This is a genomic window from Consotaella salsifontis, from assembly GCF_900167365.1.
GTDB classification, from domain to species: Bacteria; Pseudomonadota; Alphaproteobacteria; order Rhizobiales; family Rhizobiaceae; genus Consotaella; species Consotaella salsifontis.
Window position 1 is genome coordinate 366,587 of record NZ_FUXL01000002.1, and the last position, 20,409, is coordinate 386,995.

Below are 20,409 nucleotides of genomic sequence, written 5' to 3' on the forward strand. Positions count from 1 at the left end.
CTAGGGACGCCCAGACAGAAGGTCATTCCCGCCGTGACATCCGAGTCGAAAACGCCGCTCCTCGACACTATCGCGACCCCTGAGGAACTGAGGCGTCTTCCGGAAAGCAAGCTGCGGCAGGTGGCCGACGAGCTTCGTACAGACCTGATCGACTGCGTCTCGAAGACCGGTGGGCATCTTGGGGCGGGCCTCGGCGTTGTCGAATTGACCGTCGCCCTCCACTATGTCTTCAACACGCCCGACGACCGCCTGGTCTGGGACGTGAGCCATCAGGCCTACCCGCACAAGATCATCACGGGCCGGCGCTCCCTGATGGGCACGCTGCGCCAGGAGGGCGGGCTTTCCGGCTTCGCCAAGCGGGACGAGAGCCCCTACGATGCCTTCGGCGCCGGCCACTCCTCAACATCCATCTCGGCGGCTCTCGGCATGGCCGTGGCGCGCGATCTTTCAGGCGCCAGCAACCGCGTTGTGGCGGTGATCGGCGACGGCGCCATGTCCGCCGGCATGGCCTATGAAGCCATGAACAATGCCGGAGCGCTGGATGAACGGCTGATCGTCATCCTCAACGACAACGACATGTCGATCGCTCCGCCGACGGGGGCGATGAGCGCCTATCTCGCCCGGCTCGTTTCCGGAAAGACCTATCGCACCCTGCGCGACACGGCCAAGACCCTGACCAACTATCTGCCCGGCGCGGTGAGACAGGGTGCGCGGCGCACGGAAGAGCTGACGCGCAGCCTCTTTACCGGCGGCACCCTCTTCGAGGAGCTCGGCTTCTATTATGTCGGTCCCATCGATGGCCACGACCTCAACCATCTTCTGCCCGTCCTTAAGAATGTGAGGGACGCCAAGAACGGCCCGATCCTCGTTCATGTCGTGACCAAGAAGGGCAAGGGCTATCAGCCGGCTGAGCATTCAGAGGACAAGTACCACGGCGTCAGCAAGTTCGACGTGATCACCGGCACACAGGCCAAGTCCAAGGCCAACGCGCCGACCTATACGGGCGTCTTCGCCGAGTCCTTGCTCAAAGAGGCGGCCGAGGACGACAAGATCGTTGCCATCACGGCGGCGATGCCGGCCGGGACCGGCCTCGACAAGTTCCAGAGCGCCTTCCCGAAGCGCTGCTTCGATGTCGGTATCGCCGAGCAGCACGCCGTGACCTTCGCCGCAGGGCTCGCCGCCGAAGGCTACAAGCCCTTCTGCGCCATCTATTCCACCTTTCTCCAGCGCGCCTACGACCAGATCGTCCACGATGTGGCGATCCAGCGTCTGCCGGTTCGTTTCGCCATCGATCGCGCGGGTTTCGTCGGAGCCGATGGCGCCACCCATGCGGGCTCCTTCGACACGAACTTCCTGGCGCCGCTGCCGGGCATGGTGGTCATGGCGCCGGCGGACGAGGCGGAACTTGTTCACATGGTGCGCACCGCCACGCTCTATGACGAAGGGCCGATCAGCTTCCGCTATCCGCGCGGCGGCGGCACGGGCGTCGATTTGCCGACGCGGGGCGAGGCGCTGGAGATCGGCAAGGGGCGGATTGTCCGGGAAGGCGGCAAGATCGCCATTCTCTCGTTCGGCACTCGGCTCGCCGACGCGCTTGCTGCGGCGGAGGAGTTGGATTCCTTCGGCCTTCCGGCAACGGTCGCCGATGCGCGCTTTGCCAAACCGCTCGACCATGATCTCGTGCTCAGACTTGCGCGCGATCACGAGGCGCTGATCTTGGTGGAGGAAGGCGCCGTGGGCGGCTTTGCCACCCAAGTGTTCCAGTTCCTCTCCCAGGCGGGATTGATGGATTCGGGGCTCAAGGTGCGGGCGCTGGTGATGCCGGACCGCTTCGTCGAGCACGCAACGCCCGAAGCGATGATCACCCAGGCTGGGCTGGACAAGGCGGGCATCATAGACGCTGTGTTCAAAGCCCTCGGCGAACAAGCCAAGCGCACCATGCATGCCTAGCGACAAAGCCGGCGAGCGGCTTCGCCTCGACGCCGTCATGGCCGCGAGAGGGCTTGCGGCGAGCCGCGCCCGCGCGCGTGACGCCATCCTGCGGGGCCATGTCTTGGTCGATGGAGCCCCAGCCGAAAAGCCGGGGCAGATGATCGCCGGTGGTGCCATCATTACACTGGACGATCCGGCCTCGGCCTATGTCTCGCGCGCCGCGCTGAAGCTCATCGCCGCGCTCGACGCCTTCGCTGTGCCGGTAGCGGGCCGCGCCGCGCTCGATGTCGGGGCGTCCACCGGCGGCTTCACGCAGGTTCTTCTGGAACGCGGCGCAGTGCACGTGACGGCCATTGACGTTGGCCATGGCCAGCTTCATCCCTCGATCGCCGGTGATCCGCGCGTCACGGCCCATGAGGGGTTGAATGCCCGGGACCTCCAGCGCGAGCATCTGGGAAGCGTGACGATTGGCGTCGTCGTTTCGGACGTATCGTTCATCTCGCTCAAGCTCGCCCTGCCGGCGGCGCTCGCCCTCGCCGAGGCCGATGCAGCGGCAGTTCTGCTGGTCAAACCGCAGTTTGAGGCCGGCCCCGCCGCCATCGGCAAGGGCGGGTTGCTGCGCGATCCGGCCGATGGACCGCGTGTCGCCGAAGAGCTTCGTGACTGGCTCGCAGAGCAGCCGGGATGGCGGCCCGTCGGCCTCATTCCTTCTCCCATCACCGGCGGCGACGGCAACCGGGAATTTCTCCTCGCGGGCATCAAGAATGGCTGAGACAGTGCGTATCCAGAGCCTCGGCGCAAAGGGCGATGGCGTTGCCGAGCTTGCCGGCAAGCCAACTTTTGTGCCCTTCACGTTACCGGGCGAACTGGTGGAGATTGGCTCCGGTCCAACCAATCGAATCCTTGAACCTTCCTCCGAACGTCGCCCTGCGCCCTGCCCGCATTTCGGCGCCTGCGGCGGCTGCGACGTTCAGCATGCGAGCGAGGAGTTCTATCGGGCGTGGAAGCGCGATCTCGTCGTGCAGGCGCTCGCCCGACGCGGCATCGAGACCGAGGTGGACGGACTCGTGCCCTGCCCGCCTGCCTCGCGCCGGCGCGCCGTCTTTTCCGCGTCGCGCCAGGGTGGGCGCGTTCAGCTAGGCTTCTTCGAGGCGGAAAGCCACCGCCTCGCCGATCTGTCGGTCTGCCTCGTCGTCGTGCCGGCGATCGCCAGCCGGCTTGATGATCTTCGCAAGCTCGCCGCCCTCGTAATCGATCGCCGCCGCCCGGCACGGCTAACCGTGACCGCCACGGCGTCCGGCCTGGACATCGCTGTTTCCGAAGCCGCGCGCCTGGAAGAGTCGTCACGTCAGGCCTTGATCTGCCTCGCCCTCCAGCAGGATTTCGCCCGCCTCACGGTCAATGGCGAAGCCGTCGTCGAAGCACGGCGGCCGGTCATCGACGTCGCGGGGACGGCCATGGTGCCGCCTCCCGGCGGCTTTCTCCAGGCGGTTGCGGAGGCCGAGGCGGCGATGGCCGACCTGACCCTGGGTTATCTCAAGGGCGCCCGGCAGGTGGCGGATCTCTTTGCCGGAAGCGGCGCTTTCGCTCTCAGGCTCGCGAAAGGCGCCCGCGTCCATGCGGTGGAAAGTGACGCGCCGGCACTGTCGGCTCTCGATCAGGCGGCACGACACGCGGGCGGCCTGAAGCCAGTCACGAGCGAGCGCCGCGACCTTTTTCGCCGGCCTCTGACGGCCAAGGAGCTCTCACGCTTCGATGGCATCGTCTTCGATCCTCCGCGCGTCGGGGCGGAAGCGCTCTGCCATGAACTCGCCCGCGCTCAAGTGACGCGGCTGGTCGCGGTATCCTGCAATCCCACGACACTGGCCCGTGACCTAAATATCCTTTTGGTTGGAGGATTTCGTCTTCAATCCGTCACGCCCATAGACCAGTTTTTATGGTCTCACCATGTGGAAGCCGTGGCCCTCCTTACTCGGTAAGGGTGCCGACACATAAGAGGCGTCGCGCGTTGGTTGTAATTCGGTTAGCCTGCCACCGCCTGGCGGAACTCGATTCGCCGCATACCGTTTTCGAGGGACAAGACGGGAGACTTTCATGCGATTTGTCCGGTTCGGACTGCGGGGTTCAGAGAAGCCTGGCGCCATCGGCGCCGACGGTGTGATTCGCGATCTTTCCGAAGTCATGCCCGCACTCTCGGGACCAAATCTCGATCCGGATAATCTCGCTCGGCTCGAAAAGCTGACACTGGCGGATTTCCCCGAGGTAGAGCCGGGGGTTCGTCTTTGCGCGCCGATTTCCGGCATCGGCAAGATACTCGGCGTCGGCCCCAATTATCCGGATGCCGCGCGCCTTGCAGGGTTCAAGATCAATCCGGAGCCGACGCTCTTTGCCAAGGCATCGACGGCCGCCAGCGGGCCTACCGACAATATCGAGATCCCTCGCATGTCGGCGCGAACTGATTGGGGCGTGGAACTGGCCGTCGTCATCGGCCGGACCGCCAAATACGTGTCGGTGGAGACCGCGATGAACTACATCGCGGGTTTCACGATCGGAAACGACATCACCGAGCGCAACTTCCAGCTCCAGCGCAGCGGCCAATGGATGAAGGGCAAGTCTCACGACACGTTCTCGCCCCTCGGCCCCTGGCTGGTCACACGGGACGAGATGGCCGGCTATGACGACATCATTCTCCGGCTGGAGGTGAACGGCGAGGAACAGCAGAACGGCAGCACCAGGGACATGGTGTTCAAGGTGCCGTATCTCGTTTCCTACATTTCGCGCTTTATGCGCCTTGAGCCGGGCGACGTGATCCTGACGGGAACGCCGGGTGGCGTCGGCCTCTCCTATGATCCTCCGCGTTTTCTCAAGGCAGGAGATCGGATGCGCCTTTCCGCGACCGGACTGGGCGAACACAATTACGTCTGCGTTTCCGCGTGAGGTGATCGAGCAGGCTCGGGTGCCGCAGTTCTGCTAACGAATTCGGTCTGGGCAGCGTTGGCCTCGCGGAGCTGCGCCCACTCCTCTTCCGAAAGAAGCCCTTCGGCCAGCGCCTCGTCCAAATCGCCGCCGAGGCCGGCGTCGCGTAGCCGCTCTTGCAACGGCCGCGCGGCGCTGACCTGCGCGAAGGCGCGCTCCAGGTTCATCGGGCGTTCGTCATTGGCAACGCAAAGTCCTTGGGTCAAACGCGAGCGCTGATGCGACGGGCTGGCCAGGATCGCGCCCACCTCGCAGGCAAGATCGTCGGCCGCCGCCGGAACGGACACACCGAGTGGAAAAGCGGTGAGCCGAAAGAGCAGCGCAGCCCAGCGCGCCGGCAGATTGTCGATGACCGCGCTGAAAGCAAGGCGAAGACGGGCGATCCCCCGGGCCATCAGGTAGTCGACCAGCGGCCGGTCCTCGTCGGGACATGCGTCGCACTCGAAGCGCTTCAGAACAGCCGAAAGAGCGGTAAGCTCGGAGAGAATGACCGCAAGGCGACGACCGATCAGGTCTTTCCCATCGAGCTCTGAGCCGAGGGTGAGCAGGACCAACTCGCTGAGAAAGGAAAACGCCGCTGCGTAGCGCGAGAGCTGCTGCCAATGCTGCACGTTTTCCGCATGCTCCGGCGCGTGAGCGACGAGCCCGCCCGTCCAACCGCTGAGGAAGGCCCGCCCCTTGGCAAGGGCTCCATGTGCGAGGTGGCCGGCGAACGGCTTTTCAAACGCTTCAAGGCCCAGCACCGCATCATTTTCTGACACGGCAGCTCTTTCCTCCGGCCAGAAGGCGTGAGCGCGCAGAACCATCTCGGCGAAGAAAGCGCGGCGCCGGTCAGAGAGCGGCGATGCATCGCGGCCGAGGATCTCTGGCGCCGTCTGCCGAAAGCTAGTCGCCTGCAACGAATGACCGACGCCATTTGGCGTCGCCGCACCAAAGATTGCCTCGGCGAGATTCAGGGACCGGTGAAGGCCCTCCGCCGCATCCTCTCCAACGACCGACAAGAGGAGCGACGCCCGGTGCCCCGCATCGAGAGCCGACGCAGCGAGCAAACGCATCGCGTCGAGCCGATAGATTTCTGCAAGAAGCTCCGCAAGCGCATGACGCACCGCCTCGGTGCTCGCCAGCGGCGTCTCGCCCACCGAGGCGATCGCGGCCCATGCCCCGGCAGCGCGAGCGCAGACGGCGGCGCCGGCAGCGGCCACGGCCGGCAACGCCAGGCCCTCGGAGATCGCGCCGGACCGGCGGCAGACAAACAGAAGCAGGCGAGGCTCGATGGAGGCGAGCTGGCGCAATATCTCCGATTGGGCAGTGTGGGAGAAGCCCAGCCCACCCTCGCTCCTGGCGAGACCGAGCCGGAAAAAGCCTTTACTCTCAAGGACGTCGAGGAGGGCCGGATCCACCACCTCATCGGATGCTTCGCCGCGCTCCTGGAGATTTCGCGACAACGCGCAAAGTTCGGCCACCGGCCCGTCGAAGAATGCCTGCTCCTCGACCGTCAGCCGCGCCGGCGGCAGTGCGACGAGCTTGTCCCAATCGGGCGCACCGCCCAGCAAGTCGGCCACCCACCAAGCACCATTGCTGGCGATCGCCGTGCGCTCTGCCTCAGAAAGCGGGGGCAGAACCTGCCGCGACCATTTGAAAGCGGAGCGAGCGAGCTTGCGGGGAATGGCCATGTCGAGGCTCCGACGTTGCGTCTGCCGTTGAAGCGAAGGTAAGCGCCCGATCCGCTTTGGCCAGCCACGAAAGGGCACGTTCTCCTCACATGGGCTCGCGCATGATGGCGTGGTGGCCGATATCGGAGCGGTAGAAGCTCTCAGGCCAATCGACGCGCTCGACCGTTTCGTAGGCCAGCCGAGTCGCTTCCCGCGCGTTCGCTCCGCGCGCCGTCACGCAAAGGACGCGGCCTCCATTGGCGAGAAGCCGGTCGCCATCTCGCGCGGTCCCTGCCTGGAAGATGACGCTCTTCTCATCCTCCGGCGGCAGCGCGCCGATGATGGTGCCCTTGCGGTATTCGCCGGGATAGCCTTCGGCGGCCATGACCACGGTCACGGCCGCATCGTGCGACCAGACCGGAGAAACGGCCGACAAATCGCCGTTGGCCGCTGCCAGGAGGATGGGCAGGAGGTCGCTTTCCAGGCGCATCATCAGCACCTGGCATTCGGGATCGCCGAAGCGAACATTGTATTCGATGAGCTTCGGCCCCTGCTCGGTCAGGATCAGGCCAGCATAGAGCACGCCGGCAAAAGGCGCGCCTTCCTCCTTCATCCCCCGCACCGTCGGCTCGATGATCTCGTCCATGGCGCGCAGGAACAGGTCCTGCGTCAAGCCGAAAGCCGGGGAAATTGCGCCCATCCCGCCCGTGTTGGGGCCGCGGTCACCGTCGAAAGCGCGCTTGTGGTCCTGCGCTGTACCAAAGGGAAGTGCGCGCTCGCCGTCGCAGAGGCAAAAGAGACTCGCCTCCTCGCCCTCAAGATATTCCTCGATCACGACCTCGGCCTCGTCCGTGCCCGCAAAGCAGGTCCTCAGCGCCAGGATGGCCTCCTCAACCGTCATCGCGACGGTGACGCCCTTGCCTGCGGCGAGGCCATCCGCCTTGATGACGATGGGCGCGCCCTCGCGGCGCACATGCGCCTCGGCCTCGGCCAGCGCATCGAAGCGGCGGTAGCGCGCCGTCGGGATCGTCCAGCGGGCGCAGAAATCCTTGGTGAAGCCCTTGGAGCCTTCCAGGCGCGCCGCCGCGGCCGATGGACCGAATACGGGGATGCCGGCACCGGCAAGAGCATCCGCAAGCCCCGCCACGAGAGGCGCCTCCGGCCCGACGACAACGAGCCCTATCTCGCGATCGCGGCAGAAGGCCACCACCGCTTGGTGGTCGGCCGCATCGAGTTCCACGATCTCGGCATGGTCCGCGATTCCCGGATTTCCCGGGGCGGCATAGAAGGCACCAAGCTCCGGCGAGCGGGCGATTTTCCAGGCAAGAGCAGCTTCGCGCCCGCCGGAACCGATCAGCAACACATTGGTGGTCATGGGCACCCTTCCAGGATTCGGCTTTACCGCAAAAAGCGATTAGGAAGGCGGCGGGGCTTAGGTCAAGGCCAGCGCTCCGCAGCGCTGACGAAAACCTCTTGACGGACGTAAGAAGGGCGGCACTCTCCGGCCATGAAGAATCTCCGACCTGGCGTTGCCCGCGCGGCAGAACGCGTATCCGACGCCCCGTCCAACAATTGGGTCTATCGCGTGCTGCCGCGTGGCGTATGGCCGTATGCCCAGCTCGCGCGCTGGGACCGGCCCATCGGCTGGCAGCTTTTGCTCTGGCCATGCTGGTGGGCGGCGGCGCTGGCGCCGCAGCGATTCACGCCGAGCGCGGTCCACACGGGCCTGCCGTCGGGTTGGCATCTCCTCCTCTTCGTCATCGGCGCCATCGCCATGCGTGGGGCCGGCTGCACCTACAACGACCTCATCGACGAAGGCATCGATTCGAAGGTTGCCCGCACCCGTTCGCGCCCCCTCCCCTCCGGCCGCGTGTCGCGGCTTGAGGCCAAGCTCTTCCTGGTCGTCCAGGCACTGGTCGGCCTCTTGGTGCTGCTCCAGTTCAATGTCTTCGCGATCCTGCTCGGCATCGCCTCGTTGGCGATCGTCGCCGTCTACCCGTTCCTGAAGCGCATCACCGATTGGCCGCAGCTCGGGCTGGGCTTCGCCTTCTCCTGGGGCGCGCTGATGGGATGGGCGGCCTACTGGGGCGGGCTCGAGCGAGCGCCGTTGCTGCTCTATGCGGGGTGCATCCTGTGGACGATCGGATACGACACGATCTACGCTCATCAGGACAAGGAGGACGATGCCCTGATCGGCGTGCGCTCCACGGCGCGGCTGTTCGGGCGCCATACGAAGAGCGCGCTGACCGTGCTCTATCTCGGAACGATCCTTTTCATGGCGGCCTCGTTCTTCATGGCGGGTACGACGGCTGGCGGCCCCGCCTGGCCCGCCTATTGCGGTCTCGCTATCGGCGCCCTGCAGATGAGCTGGCAGATAATGACGCTCGACATCGATGACGCCGACCAATGCCTGCGGCTCTTCAAATCGAACACCGTCTTCGGCTGGATCATCTTCTTCGGGTTGATCTTTTCCGCGCTATGGAAACTGTCTTTCCCGATCGGCTGATACCAGCGTAAGAACGCAAAAAGCCGGGTCGCCTGCTGCCGACCCGGCTTTTTGGAAAGTTGGTGATCGTTCGTTAGCTACGGGCGATGATTTCGTCGCCGTCGACAACCATCCTGACGCCGAGGCCCGGCTTGCGACGAGCCAGGAAGCGAGGACGCCGGTCCTTGCTGCATGAGCGACGGCGCGGCTTTGGCCGCTGTGTGCGCACCGTGCCCAATGTCTCTTCCAGAGGGCGAGCGGTGCCATCCGCCTCGACCATCAGCATCGGCAGCCGGAAAAGATCCGACCAGGAGCGCCAATCGGCCGCCACGTCGTAGAGATCGCTGGCGACCAGCAACGGCACGCTGAGAAGCGGGTCGTCATGGTAGAGTTCGAGCGTGACGGTGACTTCTCCGCTCGCTTCTTCCATCGCGCGGGCGGCAACGCCTCGAAATGCGGTGGGAGCCAGTGCAATCGAAACTGGCATCTTGCTGCGATCGAGCATGCGGCGCACCACGGCACCGCGATGGCTGACCCGATAGAGGACGATCTCGCCGTCTCTCTCCATCTCGATGCTCTGACAGCCGTCGTAGCAAGGATCCATTCGGATCGGCGCAGAAGCCCAATCGGGTTTGCCGACCTCAGGGCTCGGAACGGTGGTCATCTGTTAACGCCTCTTGCCTGTCCTGCTGCCGGAAGTTTCCGGCTATTCATCGATCGGTGATTCCGATCTGATGAGATGAGGCTACAGAGGCGCCATTGCAGACGGCCTAATAAATTCGGTTAAGTGTTTATCATTGTCTCGAAGGTTATCAGAATGCAAATACTAAAGCTTTAGATAACTTTACCCGGATTCAGGATATTGTAAGGATCGAACACGGCCTTGATCCGCTTCATCAAATCGATCTCCACGTGGCCGGCGGTGCGGGCAAGTTCCTCCCTCTTCAACTGGCCGATGCCATGTTCGGCGGAAAACGTGCCGCCCATGTCGCGCACGATACCGTGGACGATCGCGTTGATTTCTTCCCACCGCGCCAGATAGGCCTCACGATCGGCGCCGACGGGCTGGCTGATGTTGTAGTGAATATTGCCGTCGCCGAGATGACCGAAGGCAACGATGCGCGCGCCGGGGATGGCCTCCAGAACCGCCGGGTCGGCGCGGCGCAGAAATTCGGGAACGCGCGCCACGGGCACGGCGATATCATGCTTGATGGAGCCACCCTCGGGCTTCTGCGCCCAGCTCATGTCCTCGCGAATACGCCGGAACATCGCCGCGTCGGAAAGCGACTGGGCGATGACGGCGTCGCGGATGAGGTCCTCCTCCAGGGCGTGGCCGAGGATTTCCTCCAGCGTCGAGCTGGCATCATCCGCCGAGTGGCCGGAAGTGATCTCGATGAGGACGTACCAGGGATGGGGCGAGGACAGCGGATCGCGCAGCCCGACGCCGTGCTTCAGCGAGAATTCCATGCCGATGCGCGGCAGAAGCTCGAAAGCGGTGAGTTCTCCCGCCGCGCGCTTCTGCGCATCCTGGAAAAGGCGAAGCGCCTTCTCGGGCGAATCCACGCCGACATAGGCGAGTTCGCGTGCGGCTGGAGCGGGATAGAGCTTCAGAACAGCGGCCGTGATGATGGCCAGCGTCCCTTCTGAACCGATCAGGAGATCCTTGAGGTCGTAGCCGCGATTGTCCTTGCGCAGCCGCTTAAGACCATGAAAAACCTCGCCTGAGGGCAGCACGGCCTCAAGCCCAAGGCAGAGTTCGCGCGCGTTGCCATAGGCCAAAACCCCGATGCCGCCGGCGTTCGAAGAAAGATTGCCGCCAATCTGGCAAGAACCTTCCGAGCCGAGGGACAGAGGAAAAAGGCAGCCATGACGCTCCGCCTCATCCTGGATGCGCGACAGGACGACGCCGGCCTCCACGACCATGGTGCGCCCGACGGGATCGACATCGAGGATATGGTTGAGCCGCGACAGGGAGAGGATCACCTCGTTCGCCGAAAGCGGCTGCTGCCCACCGACGAGGCCTGTGTTTCCGCCCTGGGGAACCACAGCCATCCGGGTATCGGAGGCGAGCCGCATGATCGCCGAGACTTCATCGCGACTGCCGGGGCGCAGCACGAGATTCGTATGACCGGTGAAGCGGTCGCGCGGCTCATGCACGAAGGGCTCGATCAAAGCCGCATCGGTCAGGGCGTGAGCGGGGCCGACGATGGCGGCGAAGCGCTGGATCAAATCCGGCGAAAGAGGCGAAGGGTTCGAGGTCATTTCGTTCGCAAGGACAAGGACCGTGACGGCGGAAAGCTGTGCCTCGCGCCCTCGTTCGATCCTGGATTCACAGGTGATCCGCCAAGCAAGCCTGAACCATCCTGGCAGCCGTTAAGCTCTAGCGCTCCCGACCGCCGACGTCGAGGCATCTTGTCGCGGCGCAGCGGCGCGGCGCAGCCGATCGTTGATCGCCTCCCCCAGGCCCGATTGAGGGATGGGCGAAACGGCAATCCGCGCGATGTCGGACCGATCGAAGGCGGAAAGCGCAGCGAAGAGATTGGCCGCGGCCTCGCGCAAGTCACCCGCAGGGCTAAGGTCGATGACGGCCGCGGCCCCCTCCTCGCCTTCCAGCACCGCGCCGCCGAATTTGATCAGATGGTCGCCGGGACGGACGCTCCTCGCCTCGAGCCGTACCGCGCCGGCCGGCGCATAGTGGCTCTTCATCTGGCCTGGCGCGCGAATCGCCTCGTTTTCGTCAGGTCGAACGACGGGCAGGCCGGTAAGTGCGGCGATTTCCTCGGCGGTGATCGCACCGGCCCGGAGAAGCGCGATCCGACCGACTTCCGGCGCGACGATGGTCGATTCGAGGCCGACGCTGCAGGGACCACCATCCACGACGAGGTCGATCCGACCGGACAGACCATGGACGACATGGGCCGCCGTCGTCGGGCTCACTCGGCCTGAGGGGTTGGCGCTGGGGGCGGCCACAGGCCGGCCGAGCGCGGTGATGATCTCGGCGGCAATACCTCGCGGCGCCCGGACGGCAAGGGTCGAAAGACCGCCTGAAACCAAGGGATGAACGGCCGCTTCCGGGCGCGCCGGCAACACCAGCGTCAGCGGCCCCGGCCAGTAGCGTTCGGCCAGAAGCGTGGCGACCTCGTCGAAGACGACGATCCGGCGGGCCATGGCCAGACTGTCGACATGGGAGATCAAGGGATTGAAGTGCGGCCGGCCCTTGGCCTCAAAAATCGCAGCGACAGCCGCTCCGTTGGTGGCGTCCGCCGCGAGCCCATAAACGGTTTCGGTGGGGATGGCGACGAGATTGCCAGCCGTAAGAGAGGACGCGGCCTCGGCGACCGCCGTTGGGCCTGCCGATATCGTTCTCGTCATCATGCCCTGCACCTTCCGATCCTCGCTTGGCTTTTCACGCAACGAAGGCTGCATGGCAAGGCTCTTGCGTCTTTTCACGCTCATAGCGGGATGCCGCCAGGGCAGAAGCAGCGCGCATAAACGAGGCGGGCAGCGGCCCGAGGGGGGAGGCCGCTGCCCGTATCGTCCGGGAGGGGCCGGACGGGGGAAACTCGATTTGCGGCGAGGCCGCGTTACTGGGCTGCGGGCGCCGTCGTGTTGGGCTCGGCAGTGCCCGAGGGTTCGGTCGTCGCAGGCGGCGTCACGCCTTGCTCCGTCGTCGTGGCGGGCACGGTGGTTTCGGTCGTAGTTCCGGCCGTCCAATCCCAGACCACCCACACGACGATGACCACGACGATGATGCCGATGATCCAGCCGATCGTTCTATTGTTCATTACGATACTCCACTTCACTTATGGTTCGCGAAGCGTCAACGCCAATAGGAATGAGGGGATGCGACATTGGTTCCCGACTAACGAGAAAAAGCCGGAGGGCGCTTTGGGCGCTCCCCGGCTTTTTCGTCTGATCGTGAGGGTATTGCGGTGTCAGCGCGTCGCTTCGAAGGCCAAAAGCACCCGATTGTCGGCGCTCTCCGGCGTTTCGGAGGTGCTCGCCAGACGGGGCCCGCGCCCTGCCCCGATAGCCGTCTCCTGCGAGAGGACATAGGCGGGCATGGGAAGGGTCGCCTCGGCCTTGTCTTCGTTGGCCGCAGTCCGCAGCATTTCCTGAAGGCGGGACTTCTGCTCCTTGGAGAGCAGGCCTCGCCCTTCCAGGGCGTTCGCGGGCACCTTCGGCGCCGGCACGACGATGGGGTTCTTTGTGGCCGAGACGATGGAGGCCACGGCGCGCATCTCGCCGCGTGCATCTCTGAGGCTGTCGACGGGCGTCGTCTTGGCGCTCGCGACCGGCTTCGTCGCAGGGGCGGGCTCCGGCGAACGAGCGACAGGATCCGCATGCTTCCAGTCGGAGACCTGCGGCTTTTGGTAGGCCGCCTCGCTGATGAGCTTCAGCGGGTCGACCGGAGCGCGAGAAGTCGACGGGCCGTAGGCCGCCATCATGGAATGGAATTCACTGTTGCTCGGATTGCTCGACGTCCTGGCCTGCGCCTGCGCGACCTTGGTGGCGGAAGCGAAGCTTTCCTTGACCGAGGCGAACGACCCGGCGACCGCCTTCACAGCCAGCTCGGCCTTGTCCTCGAGGCTTGCGATCAGCGATGAACCATTCGCGGGGGCGTCGTCCTGCCTGTCGACCAGATCGTTGAACGGCCATGCCGCCTTGAGCCCCTCGACGTCAAGCGAGGCGACGTTGACGTCGATATCGTTCTTGGCGCCCTTCACGCGATAGGGGCAGGACTTGGCATTGCAGTTGTGCATCGAGGAAAACTGCCACAGCGCGTAGGTCGGCCAGGTATCGGTCGGGAAAAGCCCGGTGATGTCCTCGCGATAGCGGGCGTACCAAAGCGGCAGGCGCGAGAGCAGCGGGTAGTCGGCCTTGTGCTCGGCGATCCACTTCGCGGTCGAGCCGTTGGTATAGAGCACCGGATAGCGGCCGAGACGGATCTTGATCTGGTTGGCGAAGATCTCGGCGTCGGCCAGCGACATCCAGTCGGACGTGTTGTCCTCGATATCGAGGGCGATCAGCTCATCGGGCGCCGGCTCGGCGAAATCGACGAAATGATCGGCCTGCTCGCGCGGGTTTCCCGGACGGCCGAGATGGTAGGCGCCCCACTTGAGACCCAGGGTCTTCGCCATCTCGCGACGGGTCATGTAGAGCTCCTTGGTGACGGAGTACTTCCACCACCGGTTCTTGCACAGAAGCTCTTCGTCTCCCGACTTGCCCGAGCAGTTCCACTCTGGCGGCAGGCCATCGGACGCCTTGTTGATGAAGCCGGCAATCCGCTTGTCGGCGGTCAGCTCTTTCCAGTCGATGGGATTGAATTCATAGGCATCGATGACCAGCGCGCGGTCATCCTGCTTCCAAGGCTTGTTATAATCCGCTTCGGCCGGAGCGGCCGCAAACACAAGAACAATAGCGGTCAAAGCGCAGGCGAGTCTCATAGCTGCCGCAGCAGCAGCGGCGCGCGCGTTTTGCATCCCCGATCAGTCCCCTCGGTGTATTCTGTCGTCCCAAAAAATGAAGGGCCGGTCCCCCGAGCCAAGCGGCTCGCTCCGTTCCCTAGCGGATGGGGAGCTTTTCGCCTCACAATCGGGCGGGTTCCGGGCGTTCGGATCACGAATTGTTAACAAACACCCATGCTGGCGAGGTTCTTGCCCGTTCAGGACGAAGTGCCGCGAACGCGGCAAGGTTGGCGCAAGCTCCGGTGTTTTCCGGAGCTTGCTTGGGACGAGCGGGCGCGAATCATCGTTCGCGAGAGCGCAGGAAGCCCGCCTCAGCCCGCGACGCGGGAGAAGTCCGCGACCTTCAACGTCGCCTCGCGGATGCGTGTCAGCAGCGCCAGGCGATTGGCGCGCACGCCCTCGTCCTCGGCATTGACCAGCACCTTGTCGAAGAAGGCGTCGACCGGCGCGCGGAGCTTGGCGAGAGCGGCCATGGCGTGGGCGTAGTTCTCGGTGCCGAGAGCCTCGTCCAACTCGACTTCCGCCCGATCGATGGCACCGGCCAAGGCCTTTTCCTCGGGCTCCGAAAGCAGCCCCAGGTCCACGGCTTCGGCGATCGTCGTGCCCTTCTTCTCTTCGGCGGCGAGGATGTTGGCGGCGCGGCGATAGCCGGCGAGAAGGTTCTTCCCGTCTTCCGAATCCAGGAAGGCGCCCAGCGCCTCGACGCGGCGGGTGATGTCGAGAAGGTCGTCGCTGGTGTCGGTCAGCACCGCATCCACCAGATCGTGCCGCGCGCCAGACTCGCGCAACTGCACCTTCAGGCGATCGAGGAAGAAGGAGAGGAGGTCAACATGAGACTGGAAATGGCGCACATCGCCGACAGACACCTCGACCTGTGATGCCCCCTTGGCCTTGTCATCGAGATTCAGGGCGTGGTGGTTTCGGATCACGTCGAGAAAATCCACCCGCAGCCCGTTCTCCAGCACCAGCCGGATGACGCCGAGGGCGGCGCGGCGGAGGGCATAGGGGTCCTTGGAGCCCGTGGGCTTCTCGTCGATGGCCCAGAAGGCGACCAGCGTATCGAGCTTGTCAGCCAGCGCCACCGCCACCGCCACCTTGTCTGTCGGCACGCGGTCGGAGGGGCCGAGCGGCTTGTAGTGCTCCTCGACCGCCGCCTGGACACTCGGATGCTCGCCCTGAAGCCCCGCATAATAACGGCCCATCAAGCCCTGAAGCTCGGGGAACTCGCCCACCATCTCGGTGGTCAGGTCCGCCTTGGCGAGCAGCGCCGCGCGCCCGGCGAGCGCCGGATCGGCGCCGACCACGGGCGCGATTTGCTCGGCAAGCGCGGCGATGCGGCGGACGCGCTCACCTTGCGTGCCGATCTTGGCATGGAAGGTGACGCCGAGGGCGTCAAGCTTGGCCATGCGCTGGTCGAGCGGCTTCTTCAAATCAAGGCCGAGCGAGGCGGCCGAGGCCTCCAGCGCCGGAAGATCGGGTAGATCGCCCTGGTCCGTCTGCCAGAAATAGAGCGCGTCGGAGAGCCGGGCACGCACCACCTTGCCGTTGCCGCGCGCGATCTCGGCGCCGCCGTCCTTCGCCTCGATGTTGGAGACAAGGATGAAGTGGTTGGAAAGCCTGCCGTTGCCGCCGCCGTGCGGACGGGTGACGAAGCACTTCTGGTTCGCGCGGATGGTGAGCTGGACCACCTCGGGCGGCAGTTCGAGATAGGCCTCCTCGAAGGTGCCCATCAGCGTCACCGGCCATTCGACGAGGCCCGAAACCTCCTCGAGCAGTCCTTCGTCCGGCACGACTTCCAGCCCGCGCGCGAAGGCGAGGTTCTCCGCGTCGTGACGGATCATCTCCTTGCGGCGCTCGGCGTCGAGCACGACATGCGCCTTGGCGAGCTTGTCGGCGTAATCCTCGAAGCGGCGGACCGTGAACTCTTGCGGTGCGTGGAAGCGATGACCCTTGGTGGCATTGCCCGCCTTGAGATCGCCCACCACGAACTCGACCACCACCGGCTCCTCGGTCTCGGGGCCGAAGGTGCAGACGATCGACTGCAGGGGCCGCACCCAGCGCAGGCTTCCCGGCTGGCGCGAGGCAGCGCCCCAGCGCATCGACTTCGGCCAGGGAAAATCGCGAATGATGGCGGGCAGCGCCTCGGCAACCACGGCCTCGGCCGTGCGCCCCGGCTTCTTCACCACGGCGACGTAGAAGTCGCCCTTCTTCGGGTCGGACCGCGTCTCGGCCTCCTCGATCGAGGAGAGGCCGGCGCCGCGAAGGAAGCCCTCGATCGCCTTTTGCGGCGCGTCGGTGCGCGGGCCTTTGCGCTCTTCGACCACATCCTTTGAACGGGCGGGAACGCCGCGAATGTCGAGCGCAAGCCGGCGCGGCGTCCAGTATTCGCGCGCGCCCTCATAAGGAAGGCCCGCCTCCACCAGCGCGTCGGTGACCATTTTCCTCAGGTCGCCGGCGGCCTTTCTCTGCATCCGCGCGGGAATTTCCTCGGAGCGAAGTTCGATCAGAAGGTCTGGCATGGGCTCGGTTCAGTGCAAAAGACAACGCGTGGCGCGTTGACACCACGCGTTGCGGGCAATTGCAAGAGGCCGGCCTCGCCGCCGCCTCAGATGGCGCCCGAGAAGGTATCGCAAGCGGCCATGTCGCCGCCGTCATAGCCACGGCGGAACCACTTGGCGCGCTGCGCCGAGGTGCCGTGGGTAAAGCTGTCCGGCACGACCACGCCCTGGCTGCGCTTCTGAAGCGTATCGTCGCCGATCTCGCCCGCCGCGTTCAGCGCCTCATCGATGTCGCCGGATTCGAGATAACCCGCGTTCTCGTCGTCATGGGCGAAGATACCGGCGTAGCAGTCCGCCTGGAGCTCGACGCGCACCGACATGGCGTTGGCATCGCGCTCGCTCATGGACTGCCGCGCCCGGTTGAACTGCGGCAGCACGCCGAGAAGGTTCTGGACATGGTGGCCGACCTCGTGGGCGATGACATAGGCCTGGGCGAAATCGCCGGGCGAGTTCAGCTGATTGCGCAGCTGCCGAAAGAAGGCGAGGTCCAGATAGAGCTTCTGGTCGTTGGGGCAGTAGAACGGACCGGTGGCCGAGCTTGCCGTGCCGCAGGCCGAGCGGACGGCATTATTGAAGAGGACGAGCGTCGGCTCGGGATAGTTCCGCCCGGCATCGGCGAAACGCTTCTTCCAGACGTCCTCGGTGTCGGCGAGGACGGTGGCGACGAAGTCGTCCGTCTCATCGGACGTGCCTGAGACGCCCGGGCCGCGCGCGCTCGTCGTCTGCTGGTAGGAGCCGCCGTCATCGGCCATGCCGAGCAGTTGCATCGGGTTGATGCCGAAGCCGAGCCACAGGACCAGTGCGACGATGATGAGGCCGATGCCCCCGCCGCCGCCCGCGCGGATCGGAATGCGCATTCCGCCGCCCGCGCCGCCACCGAGGCCGCCGCCGCGACGGTCCTCGATGTTGTTCGACATCCTGCGCCCGCGCCATTCCATCTCGCCACTCCTGCCACAAAGACCGCGCGATCAACGCGGCAGAAGCGATTTGGTGCCACGACCGGGAACGGGAAAGTGTGTGCCGAGCACAGCTCCGTCAGGCTGCGGCGTCCTGAGGGCTTGCGCCGCCGGCATCGGTCAGAAGGAACGCCTCCCCGCAGGCCTTGGCGAGGGAGCGCACGCGCAGGATGTAGCTCTGACGTTCCGTCACCGAGATGACGCCGCGCGCGTCGAGCAGATTGAAGACGTGACTCGCCTTGATGCACTGGTCATAGGCCGGCAAAACGCAGCGGTGCAGCGCCCCCGGCTCGTCCGGCGCACCGGCGGCGAGAAGCGCGGCACATTCCTTCTCCGCTTCGTCGAAATGGCGATGAAGAATGGCGGTATCGGCGAACTCGAAGTTGAAACGCGAATATTCCTGCTCGGCCTGGAGGAAGACCTCGCCATAGGTGACTTTCTCGTCACCCTCGCGGCCGTTGAAGTTGAGGTCGTAGACGTTGTCGACGTTCTGGACATACATCGCCAGACGCTCGAGCCCATAGGTCAGCTCGCCTGCGACGGGCGCGCACTCGATGCCGCACACCTGCTGGAAATAGGTGAACTGCGACACCTCCATGCCGTCGCACCAGCACTCCCAGCCAAGGCCCCAGGCGCCCAGCGTCGGGCTTTCCCAGTCATCCTCGACAAAGCGGATGTCGTGAACCAGCGGATCGACGCCGATGGCGGCGAGCGAGCCGAGATAGAGCTCCTGAAGGTTGGACGGGTTCGGCTTCAGGATCACCTGAAACTGGTAATAGTGCTGAAGCCGGTTCGGGTTCTCGCCATAGCGCCCGTCCTTGGGGCGGCGCGAAGGCTGGACATAGGCCGCGTTCCAGCGCTTCGGCCCAAGCGCGCGAAGCGTCGTCGCCGGGTGGAACGTGCCGGCGCCCACCTCCATGTCGTAGGGCTGAAGAATGACACAGCCGTAATCGGCCCAGTAGCGCTGGAGCGTCAGAATCAGACCCTGGAAGGACCGCTTCGGGTCCATTTGGGGAAGAAGGTCGGGCATGGGCGGTTCGGGCTTTCATCTTCCGGCCGGCCGGGCCCTGCCCGGCCAATCGCCCAGCGAGTTGCCACGAGAGGCGGGAGAGGGTCAAGCGCCCCGCGGTCCGGCGGGGCGATAGGCATCAGTTTCTCGGCGGACGCCGAACCCTATCGGACTTCGGCGCTAATCCTGTTTCAGGCGATAGACGCCATCATCGCCGCGCACCAGCGTCCCTTGAGCGCCGGTGCGCTGTTCGGCGGCGGCGCGCTTGCTGCGCTCGCTCGTCTTCACGGCTTCCTTCTGCATCCGCTTGTAGCCGTAATAGGCGGCGGCTCCCAGCAGCCCGAGAAAGATAAACTGCGGCATTCGTTCGATCCGTAGCTGTGCCTCTTTCAGGTATGAGCCGCGAGGCACCTCAAGTAAAGGAACCTCCGCGTTATTGCGGCCTAAAGGCCGTAGCGCTGCCAAAGCGAGCGCTCCTCGGCGGCGGCGATCAGCGCCTCGGCGGCGCCAGCGCCCACCGCCGTACCGTCCGGAAGGCCGAGCACTGAGGTGACGCCGGGTGTCTTGCGGCCGAACCAGCCGCGTGCCTGCTGGACGAGCATGGGCTTGGCCGCCTCGCCATAACGCTCCTTCAGAACGCCCCGCAGATCGCCCAGCCGGTCGACCAGCCCCAGCTCCAGTCCGCGCAGGCCGGACCAGAAGAGCCCGGTGAAGAGATCGGGATCGTCGGCAAGCTTCGTTCCGCGCCGCGTCTTCACGAGGTCGATGAAGACCTCATGAATCTCGCGCTGAAGCGCCTTCAGATGGGCAACGTCCTCCGGCTTTTCCGGCTGGAACGGATCGAGCGTCACCTTGTTCTCGCCCGCCGTGTGAACGCGCCGCTCGACGCCGAGCTTCCTCATCGCCTCGACGAAGCCGAAGGAGCCGGTAACGACGCCGATGGAGCCGACGATGGAGGACGGATCGGCGATGATCTCGTCGCCTGCGCAGGCGATCATGTAGCCACCCGAGGCGGCGACATCCTCGACGAAGACGAGCACCGCCTTGTCCTTCTCCACCGCGAGGTCGCGGATCCTCTGATAGATCAGGCGCGACTGGACCGGAGAGCCGCCCGGCGAATTGACGACGATCGCCACCGCCGGCGCCTTCTTGACGGAGAAGGCCTTGTCGAGCCCCTGGGCGACGGTCGCCAGCGAGATGCTCGTCCTGAGGCGGCCGCCGCCAGCCATGATCGTACCGTTGATCCGCACCACAGGAATCGGGACCACATCCTTGCGGAAGCGGGCGGGCAAATACTTGGTGACGGGGTTTTTCACGGGAGAGCTTCTCTCGGCGATGGACGAAACAGGATCGCCCGGATGTAGGGATGCCGC

17 protein-coding genes are annotated in these 20,409 nt (G+C 65.1%); 5 read left to right on the forward strand and 12 right to left on the reverse strand.

Translation table 11 applies throughout. The annotated features are described in order from the left end of the window. Positions 1 to 33: 33 nt before the first annotated feature. The 4 genes from dxs (at position 34) to B5D38_RS03800 (ending at position 4,869) form a co-directional block, all read left to right on the forward strand. Entirely contained in the window at positions 34 to 1,950 is a 1,917-nt protein-coding gene (dxs, locus tag B5D38_RS03785; protein ID WP_078707124.1) for a 1-deoxy-D-xylulose-5-phosphate synthase, read from the forward strand. Further along, positions 1,943 to 2,704 (forward strand): TlyA family RNA methyltransferase, encoded by a 762-nt coding sequence (locus B5D38_RS03790; RefSeq protein ID WP_078707008.1) that lies wholly within the window; start codon positions 1,943 to 1,945, stop codon positions 2,702 to 2,704. Before dxs ends, B5D38_RS03790 begins: the two co-directional genes overlap by 8 nt. Continuing rightward, positions 2,697 to 3,911: a class I SAM-dependent RNA methyltransferase gene (locus B5D38_RS03795; RefSeq protein WP_078707009.1), complete on the forward strand. Its 1,215-nt coding sequence runs from the start codon at positions 2,697 to 2,699 to the stop codon at positions 3,909 to 3,911. Before B5D38_RS03790 ends, B5D38_RS03795 begins: the two co-directional genes overlap by 8 nt. 115 nt (positions 3,912 to 4,026) lie before the next feature. Next, entirely contained in the window at positions 4,027 to 4,869 is an 843-nt protein-coding gene (locus B5D38_RS03800) for a fumarylacetoacetate hydrolase family protein (RefSeq protein WP_078707010.1), read from the forward strand. On the opposite strand, the gene B5D38_RS03805 is transcribed toward B5D38_RS03800, so the two are convergent. Together B5D38_RS03805 and purD are read right to left on the reverse strand one after the other, a co-directional pair. After that, positions 4,848 to 6,581, reverse strand: coding sequence for an acyl-CoA dehydrogenase domain-containing protein (locus tag B5D38_RS03805; RefSeq protein ID WP_078707011.1), 1,734 nt, complete (start codon positions 6,579 to 6,581; stop codon positions 4,848 to 4,850). The two genes, B5D38_RS03800 and B5D38_RS03805, sit on opposite strands and share 22 nt — an antisense overlap. Positions 6,582 to 6,666: 85 nt before the next feature. Continuing rightward, on the reverse strand, positions 6,667 to 7,935 hold the full coding sequence (gene purD / locus B5D38_RS03810; protein WP_078707012.1) for a phosphoribosylamine--glycine ligase: 1,269 nt from the start codon (positions 7,933 to 7,935) through the stop codon (positions 6,667 to 6,669). A gap of 132 nt (positions 7,936 to 8,067) precedes the next feature. On the opposite strand from purD, the gene ubiA reads away from it, so the two are divergent. Next, entirely contained in the window at positions 8,068 to 9,066 is a 999-nt protein-coding gene (gene ubiA, locus B5D38_RS03815) for a 4-hydroxybenzoate octaprenyltransferase (protein ID WP_078707013.1), read from the forward strand. A 73-nt stretch (positions 9,067 to 9,139) separates the two neighbouring features. Here the strand turns inward: ubiA and B5D38_RS03820 are convergent, their stop codons facing one another. From B5D38_RS03820 to B5D38_RS03865, 10 genes are all read right to left on the reverse strand, one after another. Next, a complete protein-coding gene (locus B5D38_RS03820) occupies positions 9,140 to 9,709 on the reverse strand; it encodes a DUF6101 family protein (protein WP_078707014.1) in 570 nt (189 codons plus the stop codon). 170 nt (positions 9,710 to 9,879) lie between these two features. After that, entirely contained in the window at positions 9,880 to 11,307 is a 1,428-nt protein-coding gene (locus tag B5D38_RS03825) for an FAD-binding oxidoreductase (protein ID WP_078707015.1), read from the reverse strand. A 111-nt stretch (positions 11,308 to 11,418) separates the two neighbouring features. Continuing rightward, complete coding sequence (locus B5D38_RS03830) at positions 11,419 to 12,417, reverse strand: L-threonylcarbamoyladenylate synthase (RefSeq protein WP_078707125.1); 999 nt, start codon at positions 12,415 to 12,417, stop codon at positions 11,419 to 11,421. A 212-nt stretch (positions 12,418 to 12,629) separates the two neighbouring features. Continuing rightward, entirely contained in the window at positions 12,630 to 12,830 is a 201-nt protein-coding gene (locus B5D38_RS03835; RefSeq protein ID WP_078707016.1) for a hypothetical protein, read from the reverse strand. Between the two features lie 150 nt (positions 12,831 to 12,980). After that, a complete protein-coding gene (locus B5D38_RS22775; RefSeq protein WP_342587343.1) occupies positions 12,981 to 14,474 on the reverse strand; it encodes a glycoside hydrolase family 25 protein in 1,494 nt (497 codons plus the stop codon). Between the two features lie 350 nt (positions 14,475 to 14,824). After that, positions 14,825 to 17,032, reverse strand: a complete 2,208-nt coding sequence (gene glyS / locus B5D38_RS03845; RefSeq protein WP_078707018.1) for a glycine--tRNA ligase subunit beta — start codon at positions 17,030 to 17,032, stop codon at positions 14,825 to 14,827. Positions 17,033 to 17,118: 86 nt separating this feature from the next. Beyond that, the gene (ypfJ, locus tag B5D38_RS03850; protein WP_078707019.1) at positions 17,119 to 18,009 is read right to left on the reverse strand and encodes a KPN_02809 family neutral zinc metallopeptidase; all 891 of its coding nucleotides are present in this window, start codon (positions 18,007 to 18,009) and stop codon (positions 17,119 to 17,121) included. Positions 18,010 to 18,106: 97 nt separating this feature from the next. Then, positions 18,107 to 19,036: a glycine--tRNA ligase subunit alpha gene (locus tag B5D38_RS03855; protein ID WP_078707126.1), complete on the reverse strand. Its 930-nt coding sequence runs from the start codon at positions 19,034 to 19,036 to the stop codon at positions 18,107 to 18,109. A 180-nt stretch (positions 19,037 to 19,216) separates the two neighbouring features. Further along, positions 19,217 to 19,399, reverse strand: a complete 183-nt coding sequence (locus B5D38_RS03860; protein ID WP_078707020.1) for a hypothetical protein — start codon at positions 19,397 to 19,399, stop codon at positions 19,217 to 19,219. An 80-nt stretch (positions 19,400 to 19,479) separates the two neighbouring features. Continuing rightward, entirely contained in the window at positions 19,480 to 20,352 is an 873-nt protein-coding gene (locus B5D38_RS03865; RefSeq protein WP_245318785.1) for a S49 family peptidase, read from the reverse strand. Positions 20,353 to 20,409: the final 57 nt, after the last annotated feature.

Bases quoted from the DNA above. Each gene is read 5' to 3' on its own strand.
- B5D38_RS03825 (WP_078707015.1), bottom strand. From the start codon at position 11,307: ATGACCTCGAACCCTTCGCCTCTTTCGCCGGATTTGATCCAGCGCTTC.
- ypfJ (WP_078707019.1), bottom strand. From the start codon at position 18,009: ATGGAATGGCGCGGGCGCAGGATGTCGAACAACATCGAGGACCGTCGC.
- B5D38_RS03830 (WP_078707125.1), bottom strand. From the start codon at position 12,417: ATGACGAGAACGATATCGGCAGGCCCAACGGCGGTCGCCGAGGCCGCG.
- glyS (WP_078707018.1), bottom strand. From the start codon at position 17,032: ATGCCAGACCTTCTGATCGAACTTCGCTCCGAGGAAATTCCCGCGCGG.
- B5D38_RS03835 (WP_078707016.1), bottom strand. From the start codon at position 12,830: ATGAACAATAGAACGATCGGCTGGATCATCGGCATCATCGTCGTGGTC.
- B5D38_RS03820 (WP_078707014.1), bottom strand. From the start codon at position 9,709: ATGACCACCGTTCCGAGCCCTGAGGTCGGCAAACCCGATTGGGCTTCT.
- B5D38_RS03795 (WP_078707009.1), top strand. From the start codon at position 2,697: ATGGCTGAGACAGTGCGTATCCAGAGCCTCGGCGCAAAGGGCGATGGC.
- B5D38_RS03855 (WP_078707126.1), bottom strand. From the start codon at position 19,036: ATGGACCCGAAGCGGTCCTTCCAGGGTCTGATTCTGACGCTCCAGCGC.
- ubiA (WP_078707013.1), top strand. From the start codon at position 8,068: ATGAAGAATCTCCGACCTGGCGTTGCCCGCGCGGCAGAACGCGTATCC.
- B5D38_RS03860 (WP_078707020.1), bottom strand. From the start codon at position 19,399: ATGCCGCAGTTTATCTTTCTCGGGCTGCTGGGAGCCGCCGCCTATTAC.
- B5D38_RS03800 (WP_078707010.1), top strand. From the start codon at position 4,027: ATGCGATTTGTCCGGTTCGGACTGCGGGGTTCAGAGAAGCCTGGCGCC.
- purD (WP_078707012.1), bottom strand. From the start codon at position 7,935: ATGACCACCAATGTGTTGCTGATCGGTTCCGGCGGGCGCGAAGCTGCT.
- B5D38_RS03790 (WP_078707008.1), top strand. From the start codon at position 1,943: ATGCCTAGCGACAAAGCCGGCGAGCGGCTTCGCCTCGACGCCGTCATG.
- B5D38_RS03805 (WP_078707011.1), bottom strand. From the start codon at position 6,581: ATGGCCATTCCCCGCAAGCTCGCTCGCTCCGCTTTCAAATGGTCGCGG.